Below are 21847 nucleotides of genomic sequence, written 5' to 3' on the forward strand. Positions count from 1 at the left end.
CGCTCGGATGGACATAAGAAAAGACGTAGTAGACGCCATCGGCCGCACACCGCTGATCCGCCTCAATCGCGTCAGCGAACTCACCGGATGCGAGATCCTCGGCAAGGCCGAATTCATGAATCCGGGCCAGTCGGTCAAGGATCGCGCGGCGCTGTTCATCGTCGAGGACGCGGTGCGCCGCGGTACACTCAAGCCCGGCGGCGTGATCGTGGAAGGCACGGCGGGGAACACCGGCATCGGACTCGCGGTGGTGGGCAATGCGCTCGGCTTCCGCACGGTGATCGTCATTCCCGATACACAATCCCAGGAGAAGAAGGACGCGTTGCGTCTTCTCGGTGCCGAATTGATCGAAGTCCCGGCCGTGCCCTACGCCAATCCCAACAATTACGTGAAAGTGTCGGGCCGCATCGCGGAGCAGCTTGCGCACACAACGGATGGGGCGGTGTGGGCCAACCAGTTCGACAACATCGCCAACCGGCAGGCGCATATCGAAGGTACCGGTCCCGAGATCTGGCACCAGACGAATGGCCGGCTCGACGGTTTCACCTGTGCGGTGGGCACCGGCGGCACGCTTGCCGGCGTCGCCATCGCGCTGAAGGAGAAGAACCCCAAGCTCAAGATCGCCGCCGCCGATCCGCTCGGTGCGTCGATCTATTCCTGGATCAAGACCGGCGAGCTCACCGCGCATGGGACGTCGATCACCGAGGGCATCGGCCAGGGCCGCGTCACCGCGAACCTGGAGGGTGCGCCGATCGACGACGCCTATGAGATCTCCGACGAAGAGGCGCTGCCGATCATCTTCGACCTGCTGGAGCATGAGGGGCTGTGCATGGGCGGCTCGACCGGCATCAATGTCGCGGGGGCCGTGCGGATGGCAAAGGAGATGGGCAAGGGCCACACCATCGTGACCGTCTTGTGCGACTATGGCACGCGCTATCAGAGCAAGCTGTTCAATCCGCAATTCCTGCGCAGCAAGGGCCTGCCGGTGCCGGCTTGGCTCGCGCGGCCGCGCGAAGCGATCAAGGTGCCTTACGCATGACGACGCCCGCTTCGCCTCTCGTCTCGACGGACTGGCTCGCCAGCCGGATCAACGCGCCGGACGTGCGCGTCATCGACGCCTCCTGGTACCTGCCGCACCTGGACCGCGATCCGCGCGCCGAATACGCCGCGGCGCACATCCCGCGCGCGTTGTTTTTCGACATCGACGACCTGTCGGACGACAAGAGCGAACTGCCGCATATGCTGGCGCCGGCGCCGAAATTCGCCAGCCGCATGCGCAAGCTCGGGCTGGGCGACGGCAACATGATCGTGGTCTACGATTCCGCCGGCGTCTATTCGAGCCCGCGCGCCTGGTGGATGCTGCGCGCCATGGGACACAACGACGTCGTGGTGCTGGACGGCGGGCTGCCGAAATGGCGGCGCGAGGGACGGCCGCTGGAAGACATGAGCGCGCAGCCCTTCGCCCGGCACTTCACGGCGCGGCCGAACAACGCGCTGGTGCGCGACTTCCGCCAGATGAACGCCAATCTGCAGGCCAAAGCGGCGCAGGTGATCGATGCGCGCGGCATTCCCCGCTTCAAGGCCATCGAGCCCGAGCCCAGGCCCGGCGTGCGCGGCGGCCACATCCCGGGCAGCTTGAATGTTCCGTATACGGAGTTGACCGCCGAGGACGGCACCTTGAAGACGCCGGAGGAGCTGCGCGCCGTGTTCGCGGCGCATCGCGTCGATCTGGCCAAGCCCAGCATCACGACCTGCGGCTCGGGCATCACGGCCGCAATCGTCATGCTCGCCATGGCGGTCGCGGGTGCCGGCGACGTGGCGCTGTATGACGGCTCCTGGGCGGAATGGGGCGCCAGCGACGCGCCGGTGGAGACCGGATGAGCCCGGGACGCGAAACCGGCCGGCGCATCCCGATGGTCGTCACCTTTCTGGAGATGACGGCCAAGCCCGCAGCCCTGCCCCCGCCCGCGCCGCGTGGCAAGGTGGCAATGATGCGCGCCGCACATCCGCCAGTGCATTTCTACCGCTATCTCTACGATACGATCGGCGACGCCTATTTCTGGGTGGACCGCCGCAAGCTGAACGACGCGGCGCTGGCCAAGATCGTGCAGGACCCGGACGTCGAGTTGTATGTGCTCTATCTCGACGGCAATCCGGCCGGCATGGCGGAGCTGGACATGCGCGACGCGGCGACCGGCCAGTTGGCCTATTTCGGATTGATGCCGGAAGCGGTGGGGAAACGACTCGGATATTTCTTCCTCTACCATGCGGTGGTGAACGCCTGGGCGCGGCCGATCTCCAAACTGCTGGTCAATACCTGCACGCTCGACCATCCGCGTGCCCTGCCCCTCTACCAGCGGCTGGGCTTCACGGCCTATTCGCGCGAGGACCGCTACATCGAATTGCCATAAAGCCCCGGGTTGGGCAGTCTCCCTCGCGCAAAATGGGGGAAGCGCCAGATGGCGATCATCGACACCGCGCCGGATGCCGGCGTGGAGAAGACCTTGTTCGGGCATCCGATCGGCCTGACCTGGCTGTTCACCACGGAGATGTGGGAGCGCTTTTCCTACTACGGCATGCGTGTGCTGCTGCCGATCTACCTCACCGGCTACCTGCTGCTGCCCGGCCATGCCGAACACGTCATCGGCTACTTCACGATGAAGCACTTCCTGGAAAGCATTCGCGGGCCATTGGGGGTGCAGCCTCTCGAGTCGATGATCTATTCGCTCTACACGGGCTTCGTCTATTTCACACCGCTGATCGGCGGCTTTCTAGCGGACCGTTTCTTCGGCCGCCGCTATACGGTGGTGATAGGCGGCATTCTGATGGCCATCGGCCACTTCATGATGGCGTTCGAGAACTACTTCTTCTTCGCGCTCCTGTTCCTGATCCTGGGCAATGGCGGCTTCAAGCCGAATATCTCCAGTCAGGTCGGCGGTCTCTACAAGCCCGGCGATCAGCGCATCGACCGCGCCTATTCGATCTTTTATGTCGGCATCAACCTGGGAGCCTTCCTGGGCCAGGAATTCGCTGGCAACATCGGCGAGGGGCTTGCCTGGCGCTACGGCTTCGGCTCCGCGGGTGTGGCCATGCTGATCGGCACGATCACCTATCTGTTCGCCATGCGCCAGCTACCGAACGACCGGCCGAGCCGTAAACATGTGGTGGCCGCCGCCGCGCCGCGCACGCCGCTCAGCCGCAAGGATTGGTGGGCCGTTGTACTTTTGTGCCTGTTCTTCATTCCCTGCACGATGTTCTGGGCGACCTACGAGCAATCGGGCAATACCATCGAGTTGTGGACGCGCGACCTGGTCGATCGTTCCGTCGGCGGTCTCTTCACGATCAGCGTCACCACGCTGCAGTCGGTGAACCCCGTGATGATCTTCACCTTCACCGCAGGCGTGGTGGCGCTGTGGTCGTGGCAGGAGCGGCGCGGCAAGGAGCCGTCGATCATCAGCAAGATGGCGATCGGCTGCGCACTGATCGCCCTGTCCTACCTGCTGCTCGCAGGGGTGCAGTATCTCGCGGGACCGACCGGCAAGGTCAATTGGATCTGGGCCATCGTCTATTTCGGTGTGCTCACGGTGGGCGAACTCTATTTCTCGCCCGTCGGTCTGTCGCTATACGCCAAGGCAGCCCCCAAGCAGCTTGGGTCCTTGATGATGGCAGTATTTCTGGCGACGAGCTTCCCCGGAAATCTGCTGGCCGGCTATCTCGGCAGCTATTGGGACGGCATGGACAAGGTGCGCTTCTTCTTGATGATCGCCGCGATCATCGGCGCTACGGTGCCCATCATCTGGCTGTTCAACATTCCGATTCGCCGGATCGTCACGAGCCAGCATGAGAACGATTTGGTGACACCCGAGGCGCCGTATCAGGCACCGCCAGCTTAGCGCACTGCGGCAAGGGCGGCGGAACCAGCAGCAGAACTCGGGTTCAATGCCCGAGGATCTGGCTCAGGAAGAGCTTGCAGCGTTCGTGCCTGGGAGCGGTGAAGAAGGTCTCGGGATCGGCCTCCTCGATGATCTCGCCGGCGTCCATGAAGACGACGCGGTCGGCGACTTCGCGCGCGAAGCCCATCTCGTGGGTCACGCACACCATCGTCATGCCCTCCTTCGCAAGGTCGACCATCACTTCGAGCACCTCGCCGATCATCTCGGGATCGAGCGCCGAGGTCGGCTCGTCGAACAGCATGATCTTCGGGCTCATGCAGAGCGCGCGCGCGATTGCGGCACGCTGCTGCTGACCGCCCGAGAGCTGCAGCGGATGCTTGTGCGCCTGGTCGGCGATGCGCATCCGCTCCAGATGGTGCATCGCGACCTCCTCCGCCCGCTTCTTCGGCATCTTGCGCACCCAGATCGGCGCCAGGGTGCAGTTGTTCAGGATCGACAGATGCGGGAAGAGGTTGAACTGCTGGAACACCATGCCGACCTCGCGCCGGACGGTGTCGATGTTGCGGACGTCGCGCGTCAGCTCCGTGCCGGCAACGACGATGCGGCCCTCGTCGTGGGTCTCCAGCCGATTGATGCATCGCACCAGCGTCGACTTGCCCGAGCCCGATGGGCCGCACACCACGATCCGCTCGCCGGGCTTCACGCGCAGCGTGATGTCCTTGAGGACGGCGAACTGGCCGAACCATTTGCTCACGCCGTCGAGCGTGATGATGTCGCCGTCACTCATCGCCGGTCCCCTTCCGCGAGTTGCGTCTCCAGATGCGCCGAATAGCGCGACATCGAGAAACAGAATGCCCAGTAGATCGCCGCCGCGAAAAGATAGCCCGTCACCGCGGTGTTCGGCCCGGCCCAGTCCAGATCGCTCGAGCCGGTCTGGATCACGCCCAGCAGGTCGAAGAAGCCGATGATCGACACCAGCGATGTGTCCTTGAACATCGAGATCATGTTGTTGACGATGCCCGGCAGCACGATCTTGAACGCCTGGGGCAGGATCACGAAGGTCGTGGCGCGCCAATAGCCGAGGCCCAGCGCACCGGCGCCTTCATATTGCCCGCGCGGCAGCGCCTGCAGGCCGGCGCGCACGACCTCCGCCATATAGGCGGCGTTGAACAGCGCGATGGCGATCAGGGCGCGGGCGAGCTTGTCGAACTCCAGGCCCTCGGGCAGGAAGAGCGGCAGCATGGAGCTGGCGATGAACAGCACGGTGATCATCGGCACGCCGCGCCAGACCTCGATGAACACGACGCAGAAGATGCGCACCACCGGCAGGGTCGAGCGCCGCCCCAGCGCGAGGATCACGCCCAGCGGCAGCGACGCGACGATGCCGACCGCGGCGACGACCAGCGTGAGCAGCAGCCCGCCCCAGCGCTCCGTCGAGACCACGGGAAGACCGAACCAGCCGCCGGTGAGCAGCACATAGGACGCCAGCGGATAGACCGTGAGCATCGCCGCGCCCGCCCATCCCTTATGGGGGATTCGCGGGATCATCAGCCAGGCAAGTCCGGCCGCCCCTAGCGTGTAGACGACGTCGGGGCGCCAGCGCTGGTCGAAGTCGTAGAAGCCGTAAAGGATCTGGCCCATACGCTGGGTGATGTAGGGCCAGCACGCACCGGTCGCGTTGGCGCAGGCCTCGCGCGTGGTGCCCGCCCAGGTCGCGGAAAAGAACGCCCAGTTCAGCAGCGGCGGAATCGTCCAGGCCAGCAGCGCGAGAATGAGCAGCGTCAGGACCGAATTGAACACGCTAGAGAACAGGTTGGCGCGCAGCCAGCCGACGGGCCCGACATGGAGAATGGGCGGGGCGCGGAAGGCGATCATCCCAGCCCCTCCAGCGCATGGGCGCGGTTGTAGAGATTCATCAGCGCCGAGGTGACGAGGCTGAGCGCCAGATAGATCGCCATGGTGAGGCTGAGGATCTCGATCGCCTGCCCCGTCTGGTTCAGCACCGTGCCCGCGAACACCGCGACGAGGTCGGGATAGCCGATGGCGATGGCGAGCGAGGAGTTCTTGGTCAGGCTCAGATATTCGCTCGCCAGCGGCGGGATGATGACCCGCATCGCCTGTGGGATCAGCACCAGGCGCAGCGCCAGCCCGCGGCGCAGGCCCAAGGCTTCCGCGGCCTCCCGCTGGCCGCGCGCCACCGACACCAGCCCGGCGCGCACGATCTCGGCGATATAGGCGGCCGTATAGATCGACAGGGCGATGGTGAGGCCTGCAAGTTCCGAGTTGATCTGCAGGCCGCCCTCATAGGAGAAACCGGCAAGCTGCGGCCAGCTCAGCGCGAAAGGCACGCGCTCGACGAACAGCGCCAGCGCCGGCAGTCCGATCACCAGCAGGGGCGCCGCCCACCATATCGTGGGACGCCGCCCCGTCTTGCGTTGGAGACGCTGTGCCCAGCCGTACAGCGCGAAGAACACCGCAAGGCCCACAGCCAGCGCCAGGACGACCAGCCACGAGCCGGGCGCGAAGATCACTTCGGGGACATAGACGCCGCGGTTGTTGAGGACGATCCACGACCCCAGCGCGAGGCTGTCGCGCGGTCCAGGCAGGGTCTGCAGGACGCCGAAATACCAGAATACCACCTGCAGCAGCAGCGGAATATTCCGCAGGGTCTCGACATAGACGGTGCACAGCTTGGCGACGAGCCAGTTGCCCGAGAGCCGCCCGATGCCGACAACGAAGCCGATCAGCGTCGACAGGACGATCGAGACCGCCGAGACGACCAGCGTGTTGACCAGCCCGACCCACATCGCCTGGCCGTAGCTCGATTCCTCCGTATACGGAATTAATACCTGCGAGATGCCGAAGCCGGCCGTATGCCCGAGGAATGCGAAGCCCGAGGCGACGTGCCGGCGGCTCAGCGCACCGATCGCGTTGTGCGCCAGCCAGAGGCCGACCGCGGCGATCGCGACCAGCGCGAGCGCCTGGAGCGCGATGCCCTGCCATCTGGTGTCGCGCCACCAGGCGTGGCGTGCACGTGGACGAGCCATGCTTAGCGGATCGGCGGCGCGTACATGATCCCGCCCTTGTTCCACAGATTGTTGAGCCCGCGCGGCAGCTTGAGCGGCGTGTTCAGCCCGACGCCGCGCTCGTAGATCTCGCCGTAATTGCCCAGCCGCTTGACGATGCGATAGGCCCAGTCATTGGCCAGGCCAAGCTCCTGGCCGAAGGCGCCTTCCTTGCCGAGCAGGCGGCGAATCTCCGGCGAGGTGGAGTTCAACTGGGCGTCGACATTCCTCGAATTCACGCCGAGCTCTTCGGCATTGACCAGTGCGAACAGCGTCCAGCGGCACAAATCGCCCCATTGCTGGTCGCCATGGCGCACCGCAGGTCCGAGCGGCTCCTTGGAGATCGTCTCGGGCAGCAGGATGTGATCGGCGGGGTTCTTCAGCTTCAGCCGGTCGCCGGCGAGCCCCGAGCGATCGGTGGTGGCCGCGTCGCAGCGGCCCGCGTCGTAAGCCGCGATATATTCCGAGGCCTTCTGGTAGACGAGGATCTTGTATTTGAGCTTGTGGGCGCGGAAGAAGTCCGCCGCGTTCAGCTCGCTGGTCGTGCCGGTCTGGGTGCACAGCGTGGCGCCGTCGAGCTTCAGTGCGCTGTTCACCCCCAGCGACTTGCGCACCATGAAGCCCTGGCCGTCATAGAAATCGACGCCGATGAATTCGAGACCTTGGGCGACGTCGCGGTCCATCGTCCATGTCGTGTTGTGGGACAGGATGTCGAACTGCCCCGCCTGCAACGCCGTGAAGCGTTCGGCGAAGGACACCGGCACGAAGCGGACCTTGTTCGGATCGTTGAAGATCGCCACCGCCACGGCGCGGCAATAATCCACGTCGATGCCGGTCCAGTTGCCGCGCTGGTCGGGGTTGGAGAAACCGGGCTGTCCTTCGCTCACGCCGCAGCGCAGAAAGCCGTTCTTGCGAACGTTGTCGAGCGTGCCGGCCTGGGCGGTCGAGGCGAGCGCCAGGGCCGCCACGAGGCCGAGGAAAAACAGACGCAATTTCAACGATGTCCCCCAATGACAAGCCGGTTCGCCACATTGCGGCGCAGACCGGAGCGCGCTACTTGAATCGAAGCCTAACAGGCAATTCGCGGATTTGGGAGCGTTCTTCACGTGGCCGAGCATACCGACAGCAAAGAGACCCGGCTTACCAGCGCCGGGCGCGAGAGCGCCGCGCATTTCGGCGTGGTGAACACGCCGGTCTACCGCGCCTCGACCATTCTGTATCCCGATATGGCGGCATTGGACGCGCACGCCCTGCCGTTTTCCTACGGCCGGAAAGGCAATCCGACTCTGCGCAGCCTCGAAGAGGCCGTGAGCATGCTCGAGGGCGCGGCAAAGACGGTGTTCGTCGGCTCCGGCCTGCAGGCCGCGGCAACCGCGATCATGACGGTGTGCAGCGCGGGCGACCACCTGCTGATGGTGGACAGCTGCTATGGTCCGACGCGCGCCTTCTGCGACAAGATGCTGAAGCGCTATGGAATCGAGACCACCTATTACGATCCGCTGATCGGCGACGGGATCGCGTCCTTGTTTCGGCCGAACACCCGGGCCGTGTTCTGCGAAAGCCCGGGTTCGCTGACCTTCGAAGTCCAGGATGTGCCGGCGATCGCCGACGCGGCGCATGCGCGCGGCGCGGCGGTGCTGCTGGACAACACCTGGGCCACGCCGCTGCTCTATCCGGCACTGGCGCGCGGCGCCGATCTGTCGATCCAGGCGGTGACGAAATATATCGGCGGCCATGCCGATGTGATGATGGGCTACGTCGCGACAAGCGAGCGCTACGCATCTCGCCTTGTCGACTTCCACAACACGATGGGATTCTACGTCAGCGGCGACGACGCCTTCCTCGCCCTGCGCGGATTGCGCACGCTGGCGGTGCGCCTCAAACGCCATCAGGAGACCGCAACCGCCCTCGCGCATTGGCTCGCGGAGCGGCCGGAGGTCAGCCGCGTGCTCTATCCCGCATTGGCGGACGACCCGGGAAACGCGATCTGGCGGCGCGATTTTCGCGGCGCCAGCGGCCTGTTCGGCGTCGTGCTGAAACCCGCGCCGAAGAAAGCTGTGGATGCCATGATCGACGGCCTCCAGCATTTCGGGCTCGGCTTCTCCTGGGGTGGGTATGAAAGCCTGCTGGTGCCGTCCGAAATCCACCGCAGCGCGACCAAATTCGCCGCCCCCGGGCCCTTGATCCGCATCCACGCGGGATTGGAGGATCCGGCGGACCTGATCGCGGATTTGACGGCTGGCTTCGGCCGGCTGAAGGCGGCAACATGATAGACCTTCTCTCCCCGACCGACTTCGTCTCCCAGGTGGCGTTCAACGACGACGGGCTCGTGCCCGTCATCGCACAGCGCGCGCTGACCGGAGAGGTCTTGATGTTCGCCTGGATGAACCGCGAGACGCTGGAGCGGACGCTGCGGACCGGCGAGGTCACCTATTGGTCGCGCTCGCGCCGCAAGGTCTGGATCAAGGGCGAAGAGTCCGGTCATACGCAGCGCCTGGTCGAGGCCTGGATCGATTGCGACGGCGACGTGCTGCTGATGAAGGTCGACCAGATCGGTCCCGCCTGCCACACCGGCGCGCCGAGCTGTTTCTATCGCCAGGCAAAATTCGAGCCGAAGCCCTGAGATGATCCAGGCATCTTGCCATTGCGGCCTGATTACGCTGGAGATCGAGGCGGCGCCGTCGGTCGTCACGGACTGCAACTGCTCGATCTGCCGCCGCTATGGCGCGCTCTGGGCCTATTATGCACCGAAGCAGGTCCGCGTCCGGTCGGGCGGCGCGGACACCGAGACCTACATGTGGGGCGACAAGTCCCTCATGTTCCATCGCTGCCCGGTCTGCGGCTGCGTTTCGCATTGGAGCGCGGCCGATCCCGCGTTGGGCCGCATGGGCGTCAACGTGCGGCTCATGCCGCCGCAAATTCTGGCCAAGGCGCGCATCCGGCATCTCGATGGCGCCGTGACAGAACAATACCTGGATTGACGGCTCAAGCCTTGAGCGAAGCCTTGCGGCGCTGGCTCGCCTCGTGGCGGCGATCGGCCGGCGGCGCGATGTCGTGCGGATAGACATGGACGAACAGGGCGGTCGACAAGCCAAGCGCGACGCCGATCACCGCGGCGAGCAGCCAATCCGACTCGGCGGCGGACAGGACGAGGCCGCCTCCCAACAAGCCGCTGATCGTGAAAATCGTCCGCTTGCGCATGTCCGGCTCCTCGAAGCCTAGCCCTCAAATATGCTCCGCAAATGCGCATTCAAGAAGCGGTTCTGCGGATCGAGTTTTTGCCGCAAAGCACGGAAATCCTCGAATTTCGGATAGAGTTCCGCGAACTCGTCGCGTGTCCTTGTATGGCGCTTGCCCCAGTGCGGGCGGCCTTCGACAGTCCGGAAGACGCTTTCGCACATGTCGAACAGCCGCGACGTGTTCACCCGGTGATATTGGTGGACGGCGATTGTGGCGCTTTTGCGCTGGTAGAACGGGCTGATCCAGACATCGTCCGCCGCCACGGTGCGGAATTCGATGGGGAAGCCCGTGTTGATGCGGCGTTTGCGGATCTCCGCGACGATCTTGCGGATCGTCTCCGGCCCCTTCTCGTACGGCACGGCATATTCCATCTCGTTGAAGCGCGTCGTGCGCGGGCTGGGCAGGATCTCGTGGCTCCAGCGCACCCGGTCCCCGGCGCTCATTCCGCTGGAGAACAGCCGATGTGCCGGACGCAGCAGGAACGGCGCGTAGGGCAGGACCTCGTTGATCCATTCGAACATGTTCGCATCGGCGGCCCGCTTCTCGCCGCGGGCGCGCATGTATTCGGCCGGCCGCGGCTCCGGTGCGGCGGCGTCGCTCTCGTTGAGGGCTTTGCACACGGCGACATCCGAATAGGGAAACCAGAAGAATTCGAAATGGCGGTTGCCGGCGATGAGGCTTTCGAGCTTGTCCCACAATTCGTCGATCGGCAGCAGGAAGTTCTTCTCCGCCAGCTTGTAGACGGGGCGGACATTCATCGCGATCTCGACCATCACGCCCAGCGCGCCCAGCGAGCAACGGCCCGCGGCGAAGATCTCGGGATTCTCGTCCGGGGCGCAATGGATGATCTCGCCGCTCGCCAGCAGCAGGCGGAAGCCCGCGACCTCCGAAGAAAAGCTGCCCATGGTCGGGCCGGTGCCGTGCGTGCCGGTGCCCACGACGCCGCCGATGGTCTGGCGGTCGATGTCGCCCATGTTCTTGAGGGCACAGCCCAGCGGATGGATGAGCGGCCCGATCTCCCACAGATGTGTCGCGGCGCCGAGCGTGGCGATCTGCCTGTCCGGATCGAAACCCTGCAGCCCCGTGAAAGCGGCAAGGTCGATGATGGTGCCGGAGGTCTCGTTCAGGGGGGTAAAGGAATGCCCGGCGCCGGGGACACGCACCGGCGCGGCGCCGGTGCGTATGGCGGCCGCCAGTTCGAGCTCGTTCTTGGGCGCGACGACGGCCTGCGGCTTGCAGACCACGCCGCCCGACCAATTGGACCACTTACCGCCGACGATTTTCATGAAGACGCACCGCGTTTGCCGGCGGGCGTTTTACGCCACATGACGCCGCCGTCAATCTTGCTTTTGCCGCCGAAGGCGCTTTGCGCCTCTTCGCCCCGTCCCTCCAGGAAAGCCGGACGGCCTCAGATATCCGCGAACTTCGGGGCTCGCTTCTGCAGGAAGTGGTCGACACCCTCCTTGAAATCCGGCCATTCGAAGCTGGGCGGCATCTCGGCATCGGCGGTCTCCAGGGCCTCGCCGAATTTCTGGAAATAGGATTTCCAAACCTGCGCCTTCATCACTGCCATGGAGCGCGGCGAGACGGTGTCCGCCAGCAGGCGGGCATAGGCCATCACATTGTCCATGAAGGTCTCGGCGGCGAAGACCTTGTTGACGAGGCCCATCTCCTTGGCTTCCTGCGGCGAGAATTTGCGCGCGGAGAGCAGGATGTCGAGCGCGTTGGCCGGGCCGATCAGGCGCGGCAGCAGCCAGGAGATCCCATGCTCGGCGATCAGGCCGCGTTGTGCGAAGGAGGTCGTCAGCACCGCTTTGTCGCTCACGAAGCGTAGATCGGCATAAAGCGTCATGATCAGCCCGATGCCCGCGCAAGGCCCATTGATCGCGGCGATGACGGGCTTCTTCGTCCGCAGGAAATAGGCAAAGCGCTTCATGTCGGCGAAGTCCTCGTCGAGGCTCGGGCCGTAGGGCGACTTGAAGCGTGGCGCGAGCTGCGCGTCGGCCGGCGGCAGCGCCTCCTGCGCGCCGGAAGATTGGATATCCTGGAGCAGGACCATGTCGGCGCCGGCACAGAAGCCCCGCCCTGCCCCGGTCAGCACAATCACGCGGATCTCGGAATCTTCCGCTGCGTCAGCAAAGGCATGTTTGAGGCTCGTCGCGAGCTGGTCGTTATAGGCATTGAGCCGGTCTGGACGGTTGAGCGTGACGGTCGCGACGCGATCCTGCACGGCGTAGAGAATGTCCGGGTAGCTGGCCATATGTTCCTCCCATTCTTGTTCTGGCCCGCATCAAAGCACGATGCGGAAAATCCGCCACGTGAAACTGTTCTCTGCATCGACCGTCAAGCGCGGGCGGCCAGTTGCTCGGCCAGTTCGCGCAGCGCGGCGGCCTTCTTGCGGCGCAGGATGTCTATCGCCGTCTTGCCGGTCCCGTCCGGGATATCGCCCCGCGCCCCGTAGCGTACGACCATCGCGATATGCCCCGCGTCGCTGTTCTTCTTGAGCATGTAGTGCAGCGCCGTCATGCCGTGTTTGTCGCGCCAGTTCGGATCGGCGCCGGCCTTGAGCAGTTCCTCCGCGGGTCCGAACTGGCTCCATTTCACGGCCCCGAGGAAGGGGGTCGTTTCCTCGGCTATCTGCTCGAGATCGGCACCGTATTTCACCAGAAGGCGGATCGCCGGAAGATCCTTGTTGAACGAGGCGGCCCATAAGGAATGGTTCGGCGATGCGCCGCGCTCCAGGAGGAATTCCGCCAGCGCAAGGTTCCGGCCGTGGGCGATCGCGTACCACACCGGCGTTGCCTGCCAGTCGCCTTCGGTGAAGGCCGCCGCATCGATGTCGAAGCCATGCCGCAGCAGCCCCTCGGCTGTCCTGAGACTATCCTTCTCCCGGCCCTTCGCCGGTCTTCGGCCGCAGCAGAGGTGCAGCCAATTGCGTCCGCGCCGGTCGCGAAACGCCAGAAGTGCGGGATTTTCCTTAAGGCCGTTGTCGACGGCTGTGGCGTCAAACGCTTTGACCGATACCAGCATTGCCGTCTTGGAGATCATGTGCCGCTCCTTCTGCCGCAAGTTTCGCCGGTCCCTTGAGCGCCCACAAGCGCCATGGTCGGATGGCGAAAACGCCTCAGGGAAACGCCGCCATGACGTACCGCACCATCCTGTTCGAGACCGTCGAACCCGCCATCGCCCTGCTCACCCTGAACCGACCGGAGCGGATGAACGCCTACACCAATGCGATGTGCGCGGAGATCGCCGAGGCGCTGCACGCCTATATGGAGGATGACGGCCTGCGTTGCCTGGTCCTGACGGGCGCGGGGCGCGGTTTCTGCTCGGGCGGCGATGTCGCCGGCGCGCCGGCCGAAGGCGAAGAGAAGCGCACATCGTATCGCAGCAAGCAGATGGGCCCGGCACAGGAGATGCGCGCAGGGATGCACCGTGTGATTGCTGCGTTGCATCGCATGGACAAGCCCGTGGTCGCGATGATCAACGGCGCGGCCGTTGCCGGCGGCCTGACGCTGGCCTGTGCCTGTGACGTCCGCATCGCGGCCGACACCGCCAAGCTCGGCGATACCTCCGGCAAGTTTGCGCTTCTGCCCGACGAGGGTGGCGCGTGGTTCTTTCCCCGGATGATGGGCCTCGATCGCGCGCTCAAAATGTCCCTGCTCAGCGAAGTCTATGACGCGGCGGAGGCGCTGAAACTTGGCCTTGTCACCGATGTGGTGCCGGCTGCGGAACTCAAGGACCGTACCCTGACGCTTGCGCGCGCCATCGCCGGCCGCGCGCCCCTGGCCGTCCGGCTGGCGAAGAACATGATGCGAAAGGGTCTCGATTCGTCCTTGGAGACTTCGCTCGACGACGCGGCGCTGTCGGTGATGATCGCCAATCCGAGCCAGGATGTGCGCGAAGGCATCGCGGCTTTCTTTGCCAAGCGTGCCGCGAAATTCGAGGGCCGGTGAGGCTGCTAGGGCGTCGGGGAGATGTGGCCGGCGCTGATCCAGGCAACGGCGTTGGCACGTCCCAGCGTTGCCAGCGCTTGCGTCTTGTGGGCGGCAGGCGGCGCCGGCTGGGCCACGTCCTGGGTGATGACCACGTCATCCTGGCCGGCGGCATTGGCGCCCGCCAGAAGGCCTGCAGCGCCCAGCGGCGCCAGAATCGCAACGGCGCCTGAAATCATCAGTCCCCTTCCCAGTCGCGAGATGCCGTATGCCACGATGAACTCCATTGCCGTTCGTTCCATGAGAACGGCGGGAGCGGCGGCTTGTTTCCGTGCGACGGAAAATATTCTGCGGTTTTCAAGGGGCGGGTACGAACAAGGCGATCAAAAGATCGAACAGAAGAGCAGCTGCCAGCAAAAGCCCAACCTCGGCGAAGATACGGCCCGGCGAATTCTCTTCCGCAAAATGCCCGACATCCGCCGATTCTTCCATCGCGTCGGTCGGCTCCGGCAGTTCGGACGCCCCATTGCGATCTCGGATGTCCAGCGCGGTGAAGATACGCCAATCGGCGTTGTGCAGACCCCGGCCCATGTCACGCAGCCTCCTTAGTGCTGCCGCTGGGATAGGACGATGGGGCGTAGCAATTCGATGGCGATCGCGGCGGACTTCCATAAAAGCCTGCATTCCGGCCCGCCGCGCCCCCGGCGTTTTTATTTCCCGCCGTGCAAAGCCGTCTCGATTTCCTATGCGGCAGCTTCTACCTCGGAGACACACCAAGGCGAGGCCTTTCCTTGCGGTATGTGGCAGTGAGTTTGCCGGGCATATTCATCGCACCCGTGCTGTTGCTCTCTTCGGTCCGGACGGCGGATATCGATTCGCCCGAGCCGCGGCGCAGCTTCTGTCTCCGCGTCCTGGAGAGAATGCCGGGCCTGGCCCCGCGCCGAACGTCCCCCAAGAGGAGAATCCCATGAGCATCGCCTTCCGGATGCCGCCTGCGCCCGATGCCGGCGAGCGCGACGTCGCCGGCGCCTACAACCAAGCCGGCGGGAAATACGTCGAATATGCCGACGGCAATCCCTAGAAGCTTTTCGTCTTCGGCGGCCAATATGCCTATGGCGATCGCGAGACCTGGAAGCTGCTGGACGGCAAATTGCGAGCTTTGCGTGCCGCGGGCCGGACAGCCTTGAGCGTGCTCGACCTCGGCTGCGGGCCGGGAACCTGGCTCCGCCGCGTCGTCACCCATGCGCTGGGCCTCGGCTTTTCGGAGATTCGCGCGCGCGGGATCGACGTCGCCGATGCGCAGGTGCGCCGCGCGGCCGGCCTGGCGCGCACGCTTTGCGCCGAGCCCGGCGTCGCGCTGCGCTTCCAGGTGTGCGACATCCGCCGGCGCTTCGAGGAAGCCGATGCGGGCGTCGATCTCTGCCTCTGCCTCTACGCCGTGCTCAATCACGTGCCGCGGGCCGACCTTCCGGGGGTGATCGCCGAGGTCGCGCGCGTGACCCGGGGCGACGTCATCACGACGGTGCGCGCCGCCGGCAGCACGCCCACCATCTTCATCGGCCCCGTCGCCTCGGCACGCCGCTTCCGGCAGGACAACCGGACCGACCGGTTCGAAGCGGATCTCGAGGGCGGGCGGCATGCCGTCTTCAATGTCCACCTCTTCGGCGCCGCCGAACTGGAAGAGTTGGTGTCGGCGCATTTCGACGTCGAAGACCTGCGCGGGCTCGATCTTTTCCATGGCCGCTTCGCCAGCGATCCGCGCTGGAATCCCGAGACGATGCAGGCGACCCCGGGCTTCTGCTCGGAGCTGGAGCGGATGGAATCGCTCTATTGCCGCGATCCGGGATTCATCGACCACGCGACCCATCTGCTGCTCGTGGCGCGGCGCAAGGGCTCTTCCCATGACTGAGCGTCCCGGCTTCACCATCTATCGCGACGCCTTCGGCCATTGGTGCGCGCGCCGCGCAGATGGGCTCGTCGGCGGCACGTTCCGCGAGCGCGAGGCAGCGCTTCGCTTCGTCCGCCATGAAAGCCGCGGCGCCATGATGCCGGCGATCATCGATCGGGATCCGCTGCGCTGGTGAACCCGGCGTGGCTCGAACACGCAACCTGCCGCTTAGAAGGCGGCTGCTCTATCCAGTTGAGCTACGGGTCCCTGGCGACCGAATCTAACATGATTCAGGATGGGGCGGCGCGGACCGGACGCTAATGCGTCCAAGGCTCCTTGCGGTCGACGCGGAAATTGTCGGAATAGGCTTTCGCCTTGGCCAAGGGTCTGTGCGGCTCGAACACCTGATAGGGAATCGCGTTCTTATCCGCGTAAGCCACGGCCTCTTCCACCGTGTCGAAGTCGAGCTGCACCTGCTGGCGCATGTCGCGCGAACTGGTCCAGCCCATCAGCGGATCGGGCGCCTTTGCGGTCTCCGGCTCGTATTCCAGCAGCCACTGCTTGGTGCGGGCCTTGCCCGACTGCATGGCATTCCTTGCCGGCTGATAGATGCGCGCACGCATGACGTCACCACTCCATATTTCCACCGCGACCTGGCAGGCATGCCAGCCGCAGCGGAGGCTGGTCGGGGCGGCGGGATTCGAACTCGCGACCCTTAGCTCCCAAAGCTAATGCTCTACCAGGCTGAGCTACGCCCCGATCCGGACGCTGGTGAGATACCGGATGCTCCCGCTCGCGGCAAGCACGCCCCGGCGCTCAGTCCACATCGTGGAATATGTCGGCGTGGACACGGTCGCCGGGCTTGATGCCCAAATCCCGGGCACGGCCGCCATTGATCTCCAGCACGGCGCGAACCGGCTCGGCGGACGGAATCGTCTCGGTCGAGAACGGCACCGCATTCGGCTCGACCGACGAGACCGTGCCGTCGGCGCGGATGAACACCATGTCGAGCGGCAGCGGCGTGTTCTTCATCCAGAACGACACCCGGGCCGCCTGGTGGAAATCGAACAACATGCCCGCATTGGCCGGCAGATCCCTGCGGAACATCAGGCCGCGCTCTTGCGAGGCTGCGTCGGCCGCGACCTCGACCGTAAGCGCTTTGGCGCCGCTGGCCGTCTCGATCCGGATCGTTTCGACAGGCAGGCCGGGCCGCAGCCCCATGATGGAGGCGCAACCGCCAAGAGACAGAGACGCGATCAGTCCAAGGACCGCCAAGCGCATTTTGAGCTCCCCCGAGCTTTTATTTTGCCAAAGTCTGCCGCATCGCGCGCTGAAGCGCAAAGATTCCGAATTGCGGCACCCAATGGGCGACGGCGCGATAGTCGCCGCGCCACCAGCTCGGGCGGTGCAGATTGGTCTCGATATGGTCCAGGGCGCTGCCCAGCAGGGCATCGTCATGCGCCGCCTCCGCCAGCGCCAGCAGGGCCCAGCCACGGCTGAAATTGAGCGCGTAGTGATGCGCTTTGCGCGGTGCGGTGATGGGCTCGAGCGCCCTCAGCCGGCCGCCAGCCCGCGCCATCACGGCGGCGATGTCCGCACCGCCTGCCCGGACCAGCAATTCACAGAACATCGGCGTCACCGCCATGAAGTCCGGCCAGTCCTCTTCCTCGGACTCCGCCGGCAGCCGGTCGAGATGGAGCGCGAGCGCGCCGGCCGCTTCGCGCACGACGGCCGTCAAATCGGGGCGTCCTTCGACCTCGGCATAATCGAGCAGGTTGAGCAGCGCCCAGCACGGATTGGCATATTCGCGCGCGAAAGGATCGGTCGTCCTCCCCCGGTATTGCGCCACCAACGAGGCCGCAACGTCGCGCGCCATGAAAGTCAGCCGTGTCGACCCGGTCACCCGCCGATCCTCCAGCGCCAGACGCAGGAACCAGGCACGGCCATAGGGCATTTCGAATTGCGGCCGGGCCGCCAGGTCTGCGGCCTCGAGCGCCAGCTTGGCCGGCATCAAGACGCCGTCGATGATGCCGTCATATCGGCCGTCGCCTGTGGCCGCGCGGCAGGCCAGCAAGGCCCAGATCGCATGGCAGGCGGAATGCCAGTCGATGCAGCCGTGGAAAGCGGGGTGGATGGTATCGTGGCGCTGGACATTGCGCGCCGGCACCTGCGCCAGCAGCGTCATCCAATGTGGAATTTCAGACTGGAACGCGCGGAAACGCGCCGCGACGTCGGACATGGGACCACCGGGGTTGGAACTTCGATCCGGTCAAGGATCGATGAGAGTGACCTCGGCCGCAAGCTCGCCCTTCGGACCCGCGCCGGTCCGGACCTGGACCCGCTGGCCCTGGCGCAACTCACGGATGCCGGAGCGGCGGAGCGTCTCCATGTGGACGAAGACATCCGCGGTGCCGGCGCCTCGCGACACGAAACCATAGCCCTTGCCGCGGTTGAACCACTTCACCGTCGCTTCGAAAGCCTCGCCGGAAGGTTCGGCAGTGTAGCGGCTGGGCCGCGGATTGACTGCCGGGACCGCCTGGGCCGTGGAATTGTCGAGCGAGATCAGCCGCCGGGCCTGCAACCCGCGTGGACCCTGCACCGCCTCGCACACCACGCGCGCCCCTTCATAGGCGGCCTTGAAGCCGGATTGCCGCACGCAGGTCTGATGCAGCAGGATGTCGCCCTCGATCCCGCTGCTCGGCCGGATGAAACCATAGCCCTTGTTGAGGTCGAACCACTTCACCAGTCCCATGACCTCAAGGGCCCCGCCCTCAATGCCTCCAGTGCCTGCTCCCAATGTCATGCTGCGCCCCATGCCAGAAACGATGAATTGGGCTAGAGAGGTCTCGCGCCCGTCCGGAATCTGTCACGGCGAGGCGGCATCGGGGTATCCCTCAAACAGGGGGGTAGGAACTCCCATGTTGCAACCGGCAGGCGGGAGCGGATTGCATGGATTTCACCGGGCGCTACGTCATGACCGCACCGCCCGAGCGCGTTTGGGAGGGGATTAACGACCCCGCCGTGCTCAAAGCCTGCATCCCGGGCTGTGAGCAGCTCGACAAGCTCAGCCCGACGGAATTCGCGGCCGCCGCCAAAGTCAAGATCGGCCCGGTCAGCGCAACTTTCAAGGGAAAAGTCATGCTTTCGGATCTGGATCCGCCGCGCCGGCTTGTCCTGGCTGGCGAGGGCCAAGGCGGCGTGGCCGGCTTTGCCCGCGGCGGCGCCCTGGTGACGCTGACACCGGAGGGTGACGGCACTCTCCTCACCTACACGGCCAAGGCGTCGGTCGGCGGCAAGCTGGCGCAGATCGGGCAGCGCCTGATCGACGGCGCCGCGAAGCAGATCGCCGACGATTTCTTCAAGCGCTTCGCCGCCCAGCTCGAAACACCGATTGCGCTCATGCCCGATCCCGAGGTCGAAACCGCGGCAGCCCTCGCGGTCGCCACGGCGCCGGCGCCGATGGTCGCCGAGCCCGTCCGCCGCGGCCTCTCGCCGAAGATATGGGTCGGCGGCCTTATCGCGGCGATCGCGGTTTTGCTGCTGGTTTTTTTGTCGACACATTAGCGACGGGCGTCTTTTTCTCGGGCTTCGTCGCCGGCTTCCTGAACAATGCGTCGAGATCGAGCAAGTCGTCGTTCTGCGGCGCCTTGCGCTCGCTGAGCAGCTCGCCGCCGGTGGCCCAGTTGTCGCGATCATGTTCCTGGATCAGCACCTGCGTCGCGCCGCGCTCGAGTTCGAGGATTTCAGTGACCGCATCGGTGATCGCGACGGCCAAGCGGCGGCGTTTCTCCAGCGGCCTGCCGACGGCGATATGGACGGTTACGAAAGGCATGTGACACTCCCTGTCGGGCAGGAGCATAGCAGCGCTCGACGCCGCTGCCGCGCCGCCCGTGACTCCGGCTACGCCATTTCGCCCCAAAAGGATATCGCCATGGCCACGGATGGTGCGCAGGTCACGACCATCGAAGGCCTCGCCCAAGGCGGCAAGCTGCCTCCTGTGCGGGAGGCGTTCCGCAAATATCCCGGACTGCGATGCGGCTTCTGCACGCCCGGCATGATCGCGACCGCGGTCGACACAAGAAGCGGCATAGGCGCATCGCTCGCCGCGTCCGCCTACTTCTTCTTGGCCGGCCGATGCGGGTTCGCCGGCTGCAGAGCCGTGACGGCCATGGGATGCTCGGTCACGACCGTCGTCGAATCCGCCGGCAGCAATTCCTTGATCCGCTTCGCGAGCACGCTTTGCGGCAGCTTGTCGGGGAAATGGCTGAGATCGGCGCCGAAGGACGATGACGGCAGGTTGTGGCAGTTGAAGCAGCCGGCCTGGGTCGCGTTGTCGCCGAACGGGTCGTAGCCCGTCGAGCCCGACTGCATCCACGTCTCCATCATCGTGTTGGCGAGGTGCGGGAAGCCCACCGGCTCGCCATAGGGCAGGCCCGGCTGCTGCGTCTGGAAAATCTGCACCCGGAAATCCTGGGTCGGCGCCAGCGTGCCGCGCACCCAGAGGGAACCGATCATCTTGTAGTTCTGCCACACCCCGGTCATCTGCGGCATGAAGGTCGCGTTGAGGCAGGCGACGTTGCCGCCGCTGTTCGAGGCGCTCTCCGGCGGGCCGTCGGGGATGGTCGTGCAGTTCACGGTGCTGGCGCCGCCGGGCGGCAGATAGTCCGTGCGGCAGATGTTCACCGGCTTGTAGATGAACAATTTCTGCGTGAGATAGTATTTCGGGTTGGCGTTGCATTGCGGACTGGTACCCGAGACCTCGCAGATCTGCGACGTCATCACGCCCTGCCCGGCCGTCGCCGGATTGAAGAACGACCAGGATGTGCCGAGCGGCGATTGGGCCGCGATCGGCGTATCGCCCTGCGGCAGGCAATCGGGATCGTTCGCGACATGCTCGAACGAGGCCCAGATCCATTCGCCGTGGGTTTGCGTCTTCTGCACGATGTGCATGCCGACCAGACCGAAGCGGCCGTCGCAGTAGAATTGCGCCGCCGGGCAATTCGCGGGCGAGCCGAAATCGCGCCAGGCGGTCTTGATCTCCATCGCTCCCGGGGCCGGAGGCTGGCCGCCGGGATTGGCCGCCGTCGGCGGCAGCCAGATCGGATTGGCGCAGGTCTGGTTCGGCTGGGGACCCGGCTTGCACGCCGCGTTGTAACCCGCCTGCGTGTAGGTGTTGGCCTGCAGGATCGCGTTGTACATCTGCGCATTGAAGCGGATGTCGTACTGGACGAGCGCGCCCTTCACATCGAGCAGGTGATCGTCGTCGCCCGCCTGGCCCTGATCCAGATGCGCGCCCTCGAGCGCGGTGCTCCCGCCGGGATAGGCGCTGGGCGGGTTCTTTGGGTTGTTCGGCTTGAGCAGATTGTACCACGGCGCCATCTGCAGGAAGCGCGGTGCGCTCTGTCCCGGGGTCTGGGGATCGGGCGTCGGCTGGACCAGGTAGATGAACTGGTTCCAGGCGAAGGTATGAAAATCGCAGAACAATTGGTCCCCCGGGACATCCTGCAGATAGACCGGATTGGCGACGTTGATCTTGCTGCCGTCGCTGAAATTGCCATTGCAGGGCGCCGGAGCCGGCGTCGGCGCCGACGCCTCCCGCTGCACGGCCTTGCCCGGCGGAATATTGCGCTTCACCGGCTGGGCGGACTCCGCCATCTGCGTCACGGCGATGCCAACGGCAAGAACCAGCGCCAAAGCCCCGCCCGTCCACGCAACAGGGCGAACAAAGGACTTCCAGGATGCTTGCATGACGGTCCCCCTCATTTGCGACGACTCGAAGATATATCACAGATACTTTGTCGGTTCGTGAAATCGCCGAATACTGAT

Annotated in this window: 27 protein-coding genes and 2 tRNA genes; 11 read left to right on the forward strand and 18 right to left on the reverse strand. The window is 65.2% G+C overall.

Translation table 11 applies throughout. The features are described from left to right. Nucleotides 1–7: 7 nt before the first annotated feature. The 4 genes from WDM91_04140 to WDM91_04155 are packed head-to-tail and all read left to right on the forward strand — an operon-like array spanning nt 8 to nt 3893. The gene (locus tag WDM91_04140; GenBank protein ID MEI9993763.1) at nt 8–1039 is read left to right on the forward strand and encodes a cysteine synthase A; all 1032 of its coding nucleotides are present in this window, start codon (nt 8–10) and stop codon (nt 1037–1039) included. After that, nucleotides 1036–1881 carry a 3-mercaptopyruvate sulfurtransferase gene (sseA, locus tag WDM91_04145; protein MEI9993764.1) on the forward strand — a complete coding sequence of 282 codons (846 nt, stop codon included), beginning with the start codon at nt 1036–1038 and terminating at the stop codon, nt 1879–1881. Before WDM91_04140 ends, sseA begins: the two co-directional genes overlap by 4 nt. Further along, nucleotides 1878–2411 (forward strand): GNAT family N-acetyltransferase, encoded by a 534-nt coding sequence (locus WDM91_04150; GenBank protein ID MEI9993765.1) that lies wholly within the window; start codon nt 1878–1880, stop codon nt 2409–2411. Before sseA ends, WDM91_04150 begins: the two co-directional genes overlap by 4 nt. A 48-nt stretch (nt 2412–2459) precedes the next feature. After that, a complete protein-coding gene (locus WDM91_04155; GenBank protein ID MEI9993766.1) occupies nt 2460–3893 on the forward strand; it encodes a peptide MFS transporter in 1434 nt (477 codons plus the stop codon). A gap of 43 nt (nt 3894–3936) precedes the next feature. On the opposite strand, the gene WDM91_04160 is transcribed toward WDM91_04155, so the two are convergent. From WDM91_04160 to WDM91_04175, 4 genes are read right to left on the reverse strand one after another with little or no spacing between them, the layout of a single operon-like run. Continuing rightward, a complete protein-coding gene (locus tag WDM91_04160) occupies nt 3937–4680 on the reverse strand; it encodes an amino acid ABC transporter ATP-binding protein (GenBank protein ID MEI9993767.1) in 744 nt (247 codons plus the stop codon). Further along, nucleotides 4677–5768: an amino acid ABC transporter permease gene (locus tag WDM91_04165; GenBank protein MEI9993768.1), complete on the reverse strand. Its 1092-nt coding sequence runs from the start codon at nt 5766–5768 to the stop codon at nt 4677–4679. Before WDM91_04165 ends, WDM91_04160 begins: the two co-directional genes overlap by 4 nt. Continuing rightward, the gene (locus WDM91_04170; GenBank protein ID MEI9993769.1) at nt 5765–6940 is read right to left on the reverse strand and encodes an amino acid ABC transporter permease; all 1176 of its coding nucleotides are present in this window, start codon (nt 6938–6940) and stop codon (nt 5765–5767) included. Before WDM91_04170 ends, WDM91_04165 begins: the two co-directional genes overlap by 4 nt. Nucleotides 6941–6942: 2 nt before the next feature. Then, on the reverse strand, nt 6943–7956 hold the full coding sequence (locus WDM91_04175; GenBank protein ID MEI9993770.1) for an amino acid ABC transporter substrate-binding protein: 1014 nt from the start codon (nt 7954–7956) through the stop codon (nt 6943–6945). A gap of 108 nt (nt 7957–8064) precedes the next feature. On the opposite strand from WDM91_04175, the gene metC reads away from it, so the two are divergent. The 3 genes from metC to WDM91_04190 are packed head-to-tail and all read left to right on the forward strand — an operon-like array spanning nt 8065 to nt 9939. Further along, on the forward strand, nt 8065–9228 hold the full coding sequence (gene metC / locus WDM91_04180; protein MEI9993771.1) for a cystathionine beta-lyase: 1164 nt from the start codon (nt 8065–8067) through the stop codon (nt 9226–9228). Then, nucleotides 9225–9581, forward strand: coding sequence for a phosphoribosyl-AMP cyclohydrolase (hisI, locus tag WDM91_04185; GenBank protein ID MEI9993772.1), 357 nt, complete (start codon nt 9225–9227; stop codon nt 9579–9581). Before metC ends, hisI begins: the two co-directional genes overlap by 4 nt. A gap of 1 nt (nt 9582) precedes the next feature. Then, on the forward strand, nt 9583–9939 hold the full coding sequence (locus WDM91_04190; GenBank protein MEI9993773.1) for a GFA family protein: 357 nt from the start codon (nt 9583–9585) through the stop codon (nt 9937–9939). Between the two features lie 4 nt (nt 9940–9943). On the opposite strand, the gene WDM91_04195 is transcribed toward WDM91_04190, so the two are convergent. The 4 genes from WDM91_04195 to WDM91_04210 all read right to left on the reverse strand — a co-directional run bounded on the left by WDM91_04195 (nt 9944) and on the right by WDM91_04210 (nt 13246). Continuing rightward, nucleotides 9944–10159 carry a hypothetical protein gene (locus WDM91_04195; GenBank protein ID MEI9993774.1) on the reverse strand — a complete coding sequence of 72 codons (216 nt, stop codon included), beginning with the start codon at nt 10157–10159 and terminating at the stop codon, nt 9944–9946. Nucleotides 10160–10176: 17 nt separating this feature from the next. After that, nucleotides 10177–11484, reverse strand: coding sequence for a D-arabinono-1,4-lactone oxidase (locus WDM91_04200; protein MEI9993775.1), 1308 nt, complete (start codon nt 11482–11484; stop codon nt 10177–10179). Between the two features lie 122 nt (nt 11485–11606). Continuing rightward, the gene (locus tag WDM91_04205; protein ID MEI9993776.1) at nt 11607–12458 is read right to left on the reverse strand and encodes an enoyl-CoA hydratase; all 852 of its coding nucleotides are present in this window, start codon (nt 12456–12458) and stop codon (nt 11607–11609) included. 83 nt (nt 12459–12541) lie between these two features. Then, nucleotides 12542–13246, reverse strand: a complete 705-nt coding sequence (locus WDM91_04210) for a hypothetical protein (protein ID MEI9993777.1) — start codon at nt 13244–13246, stop codon at nt 12542–12544. A gap of 92 nt (nt 13247–13338) precedes the next feature. On the opposite strand from WDM91_04210, the gene WDM91_04215 reads away from it, so the two are divergent. Next, on the forward strand, nt 13339–14154 hold the full coding sequence (locus WDM91_04215; protein ID MEI9993778.1) for an enoyl-CoA hydratase/isomerase family protein: 816 nt from the start codon (nt 13339–13341) through the stop codon (nt 14152–14154). 5 nt (nt 14155–14159) lie between these two features. On the opposite strand, the gene WDM91_04220 is transcribed toward WDM91_04215, so the two are convergent. Both WDM91_04220 and WDM91_04225 read right to left on the reverse strand, forming a co-directional pair. After that, nucleotides 14160–14420, reverse strand: coding sequence for a hypothetical protein (locus tag WDM91_04220; protein ID MEI9993779.1), 261 nt, complete (start codon nt 14418–14420; stop codon nt 14160–14162). A 70-nt stretch (nt 14421–14490) separates the two neighbouring features. Continuing rightward, complete coding sequence (locus tag WDM91_04225) at nt 14491–14724, reverse strand: hypothetical protein (GenBank protein ID MEI9993780.1); 234 nt, start codon at nt 14722–14724, stop codon at nt 14491–14493. Between the two features lie 598 nt (nt 14725–15322). On the opposite strand from WDM91_04225, the gene WDM91_04230 reads away from it, so the two are divergent. Both WDM91_04230 and WDM91_04235 read left to right on the forward strand, forming a co-directional pair. After that, nucleotides 15323–16042, forward strand: coding sequence for a class I SAM-dependent methyltransferase (locus WDM91_04230; protein ID MEI9993781.1), 720 nt, complete (start codon nt 15323–15325; stop codon nt 16040–16042). Next, nucleotides 16035–16217: a hypothetical protein gene (locus tag WDM91_04235; GenBank protein MEI9993782.1), complete on the forward strand. Its 183-nt coding sequence runs from the start codon at nt 16035–16037 to the stop codon at nt 16215–16217. The genes WDM91_04230 and WDM91_04235 overlap by 8 nt, the downstream gene beginning before the upstream one ends. Here WDM91_04235 and WDM91_04240 read toward each other — a convergent pair. The 6 genes from WDM91_04240 to WDM91_04265 form a co-directional block, all read right to left on the reverse strand. Next, nucleotides 16212–16288 (reverse strand) — tRNA-Arg (locus WDM91_04240). The genes WDM91_04235 and WDM91_04240 overlap by 6 nt on opposite strands. A gap of 50 nt (nt 16289–16338) precedes the next feature. Then, nucleotides 16339–16644, reverse strand: coding sequence for an ETC complex I subunit (locus tag WDM91_04245; GenBank protein MEI9993783.1), 306 nt, complete (start codon nt 16642–16644; stop codon nt 16339–16341). A gap of 59 nt (nt 16645–16703) precedes the next feature. Continuing rightward, nucleotides 16704–16780 (reverse strand) — tRNA-Pro (locus tag WDM91_04250). A gap of 57 nt (nt 16781–16837) precedes the next feature. After that, nucleotides 16838–17302, reverse strand: a complete 465-nt coding sequence (locus tag WDM91_04255; protein MEI9993784.1) for a DUF192 domain-containing protein — start codon at nt 17300–17302, stop codon at nt 16838–16840. Between the two features lie 19 nt (nt 17303–17321). Beyond that, nucleotides 17322–18260, reverse strand: a complete 939-nt coding sequence (locus WDM91_04260) for a DUF2891 family protein (protein ID MEI9993785.1) — start codon at nt 18258–18260, stop codon at nt 17322–17324. Between the two features lie 30 nt (nt 18261–18290). Further along, complete coding sequence (locus WDM91_04265; protein MEI9993786.1) at nt 18291–18773, reverse strand: cold-shock protein; 483 nt, start codon at nt 18771–18773, stop codon at nt 18291–18293. Between the two features lie 197 nt (nt 18774–18970). On the opposite strand from WDM91_04265, the gene WDM91_04270 reads away from it, so the two are divergent. Beyond that, nucleotides 18971–19585 (forward strand): carbon monoxide dehydrogenase subunit G, encoded by a 615-nt coding sequence (locus WDM91_04270; protein MEI9993787.1) that lies wholly within the window; start codon nt 18971–18973, stop codon nt 19583–19585. Here WDM91_04270 and WDM91_04275 read toward each other — a convergent pair. Further along, complete coding sequence (locus WDM91_04275) at nt 19536–20000, reverse strand: 4-oxalocrotonate tautomerase family protein (protein ID MEI9993788.1); 465 nt, start codon at nt 19998–20000, stop codon at nt 19536–19538. The genes WDM91_04270 and WDM91_04275 overlap by 50 nt on opposite strands. A gap of 134 nt (nt 20001–20134) precedes the next feature. Next, nucleotides 20135–21769, reverse strand: a complete 1635-nt coding sequence (locus tag WDM91_04280; GenBank protein MEI9993789.1) for a hypothetical protein — start codon at nt 21767–21769, stop codon at nt 20135–20137. Nucleotides 21770–21847 lie beyond the last annotated feature (78 nt).

Origin of the sequence: Rhizomicrobium sp., from assembly GCA_037200385.1 — a bacterium.
GTDB lineage: Bacteria > Pseudomonadota > Alphaproteobacteria > Micropepsales > Micropepsaceae > Rhizomicrobium.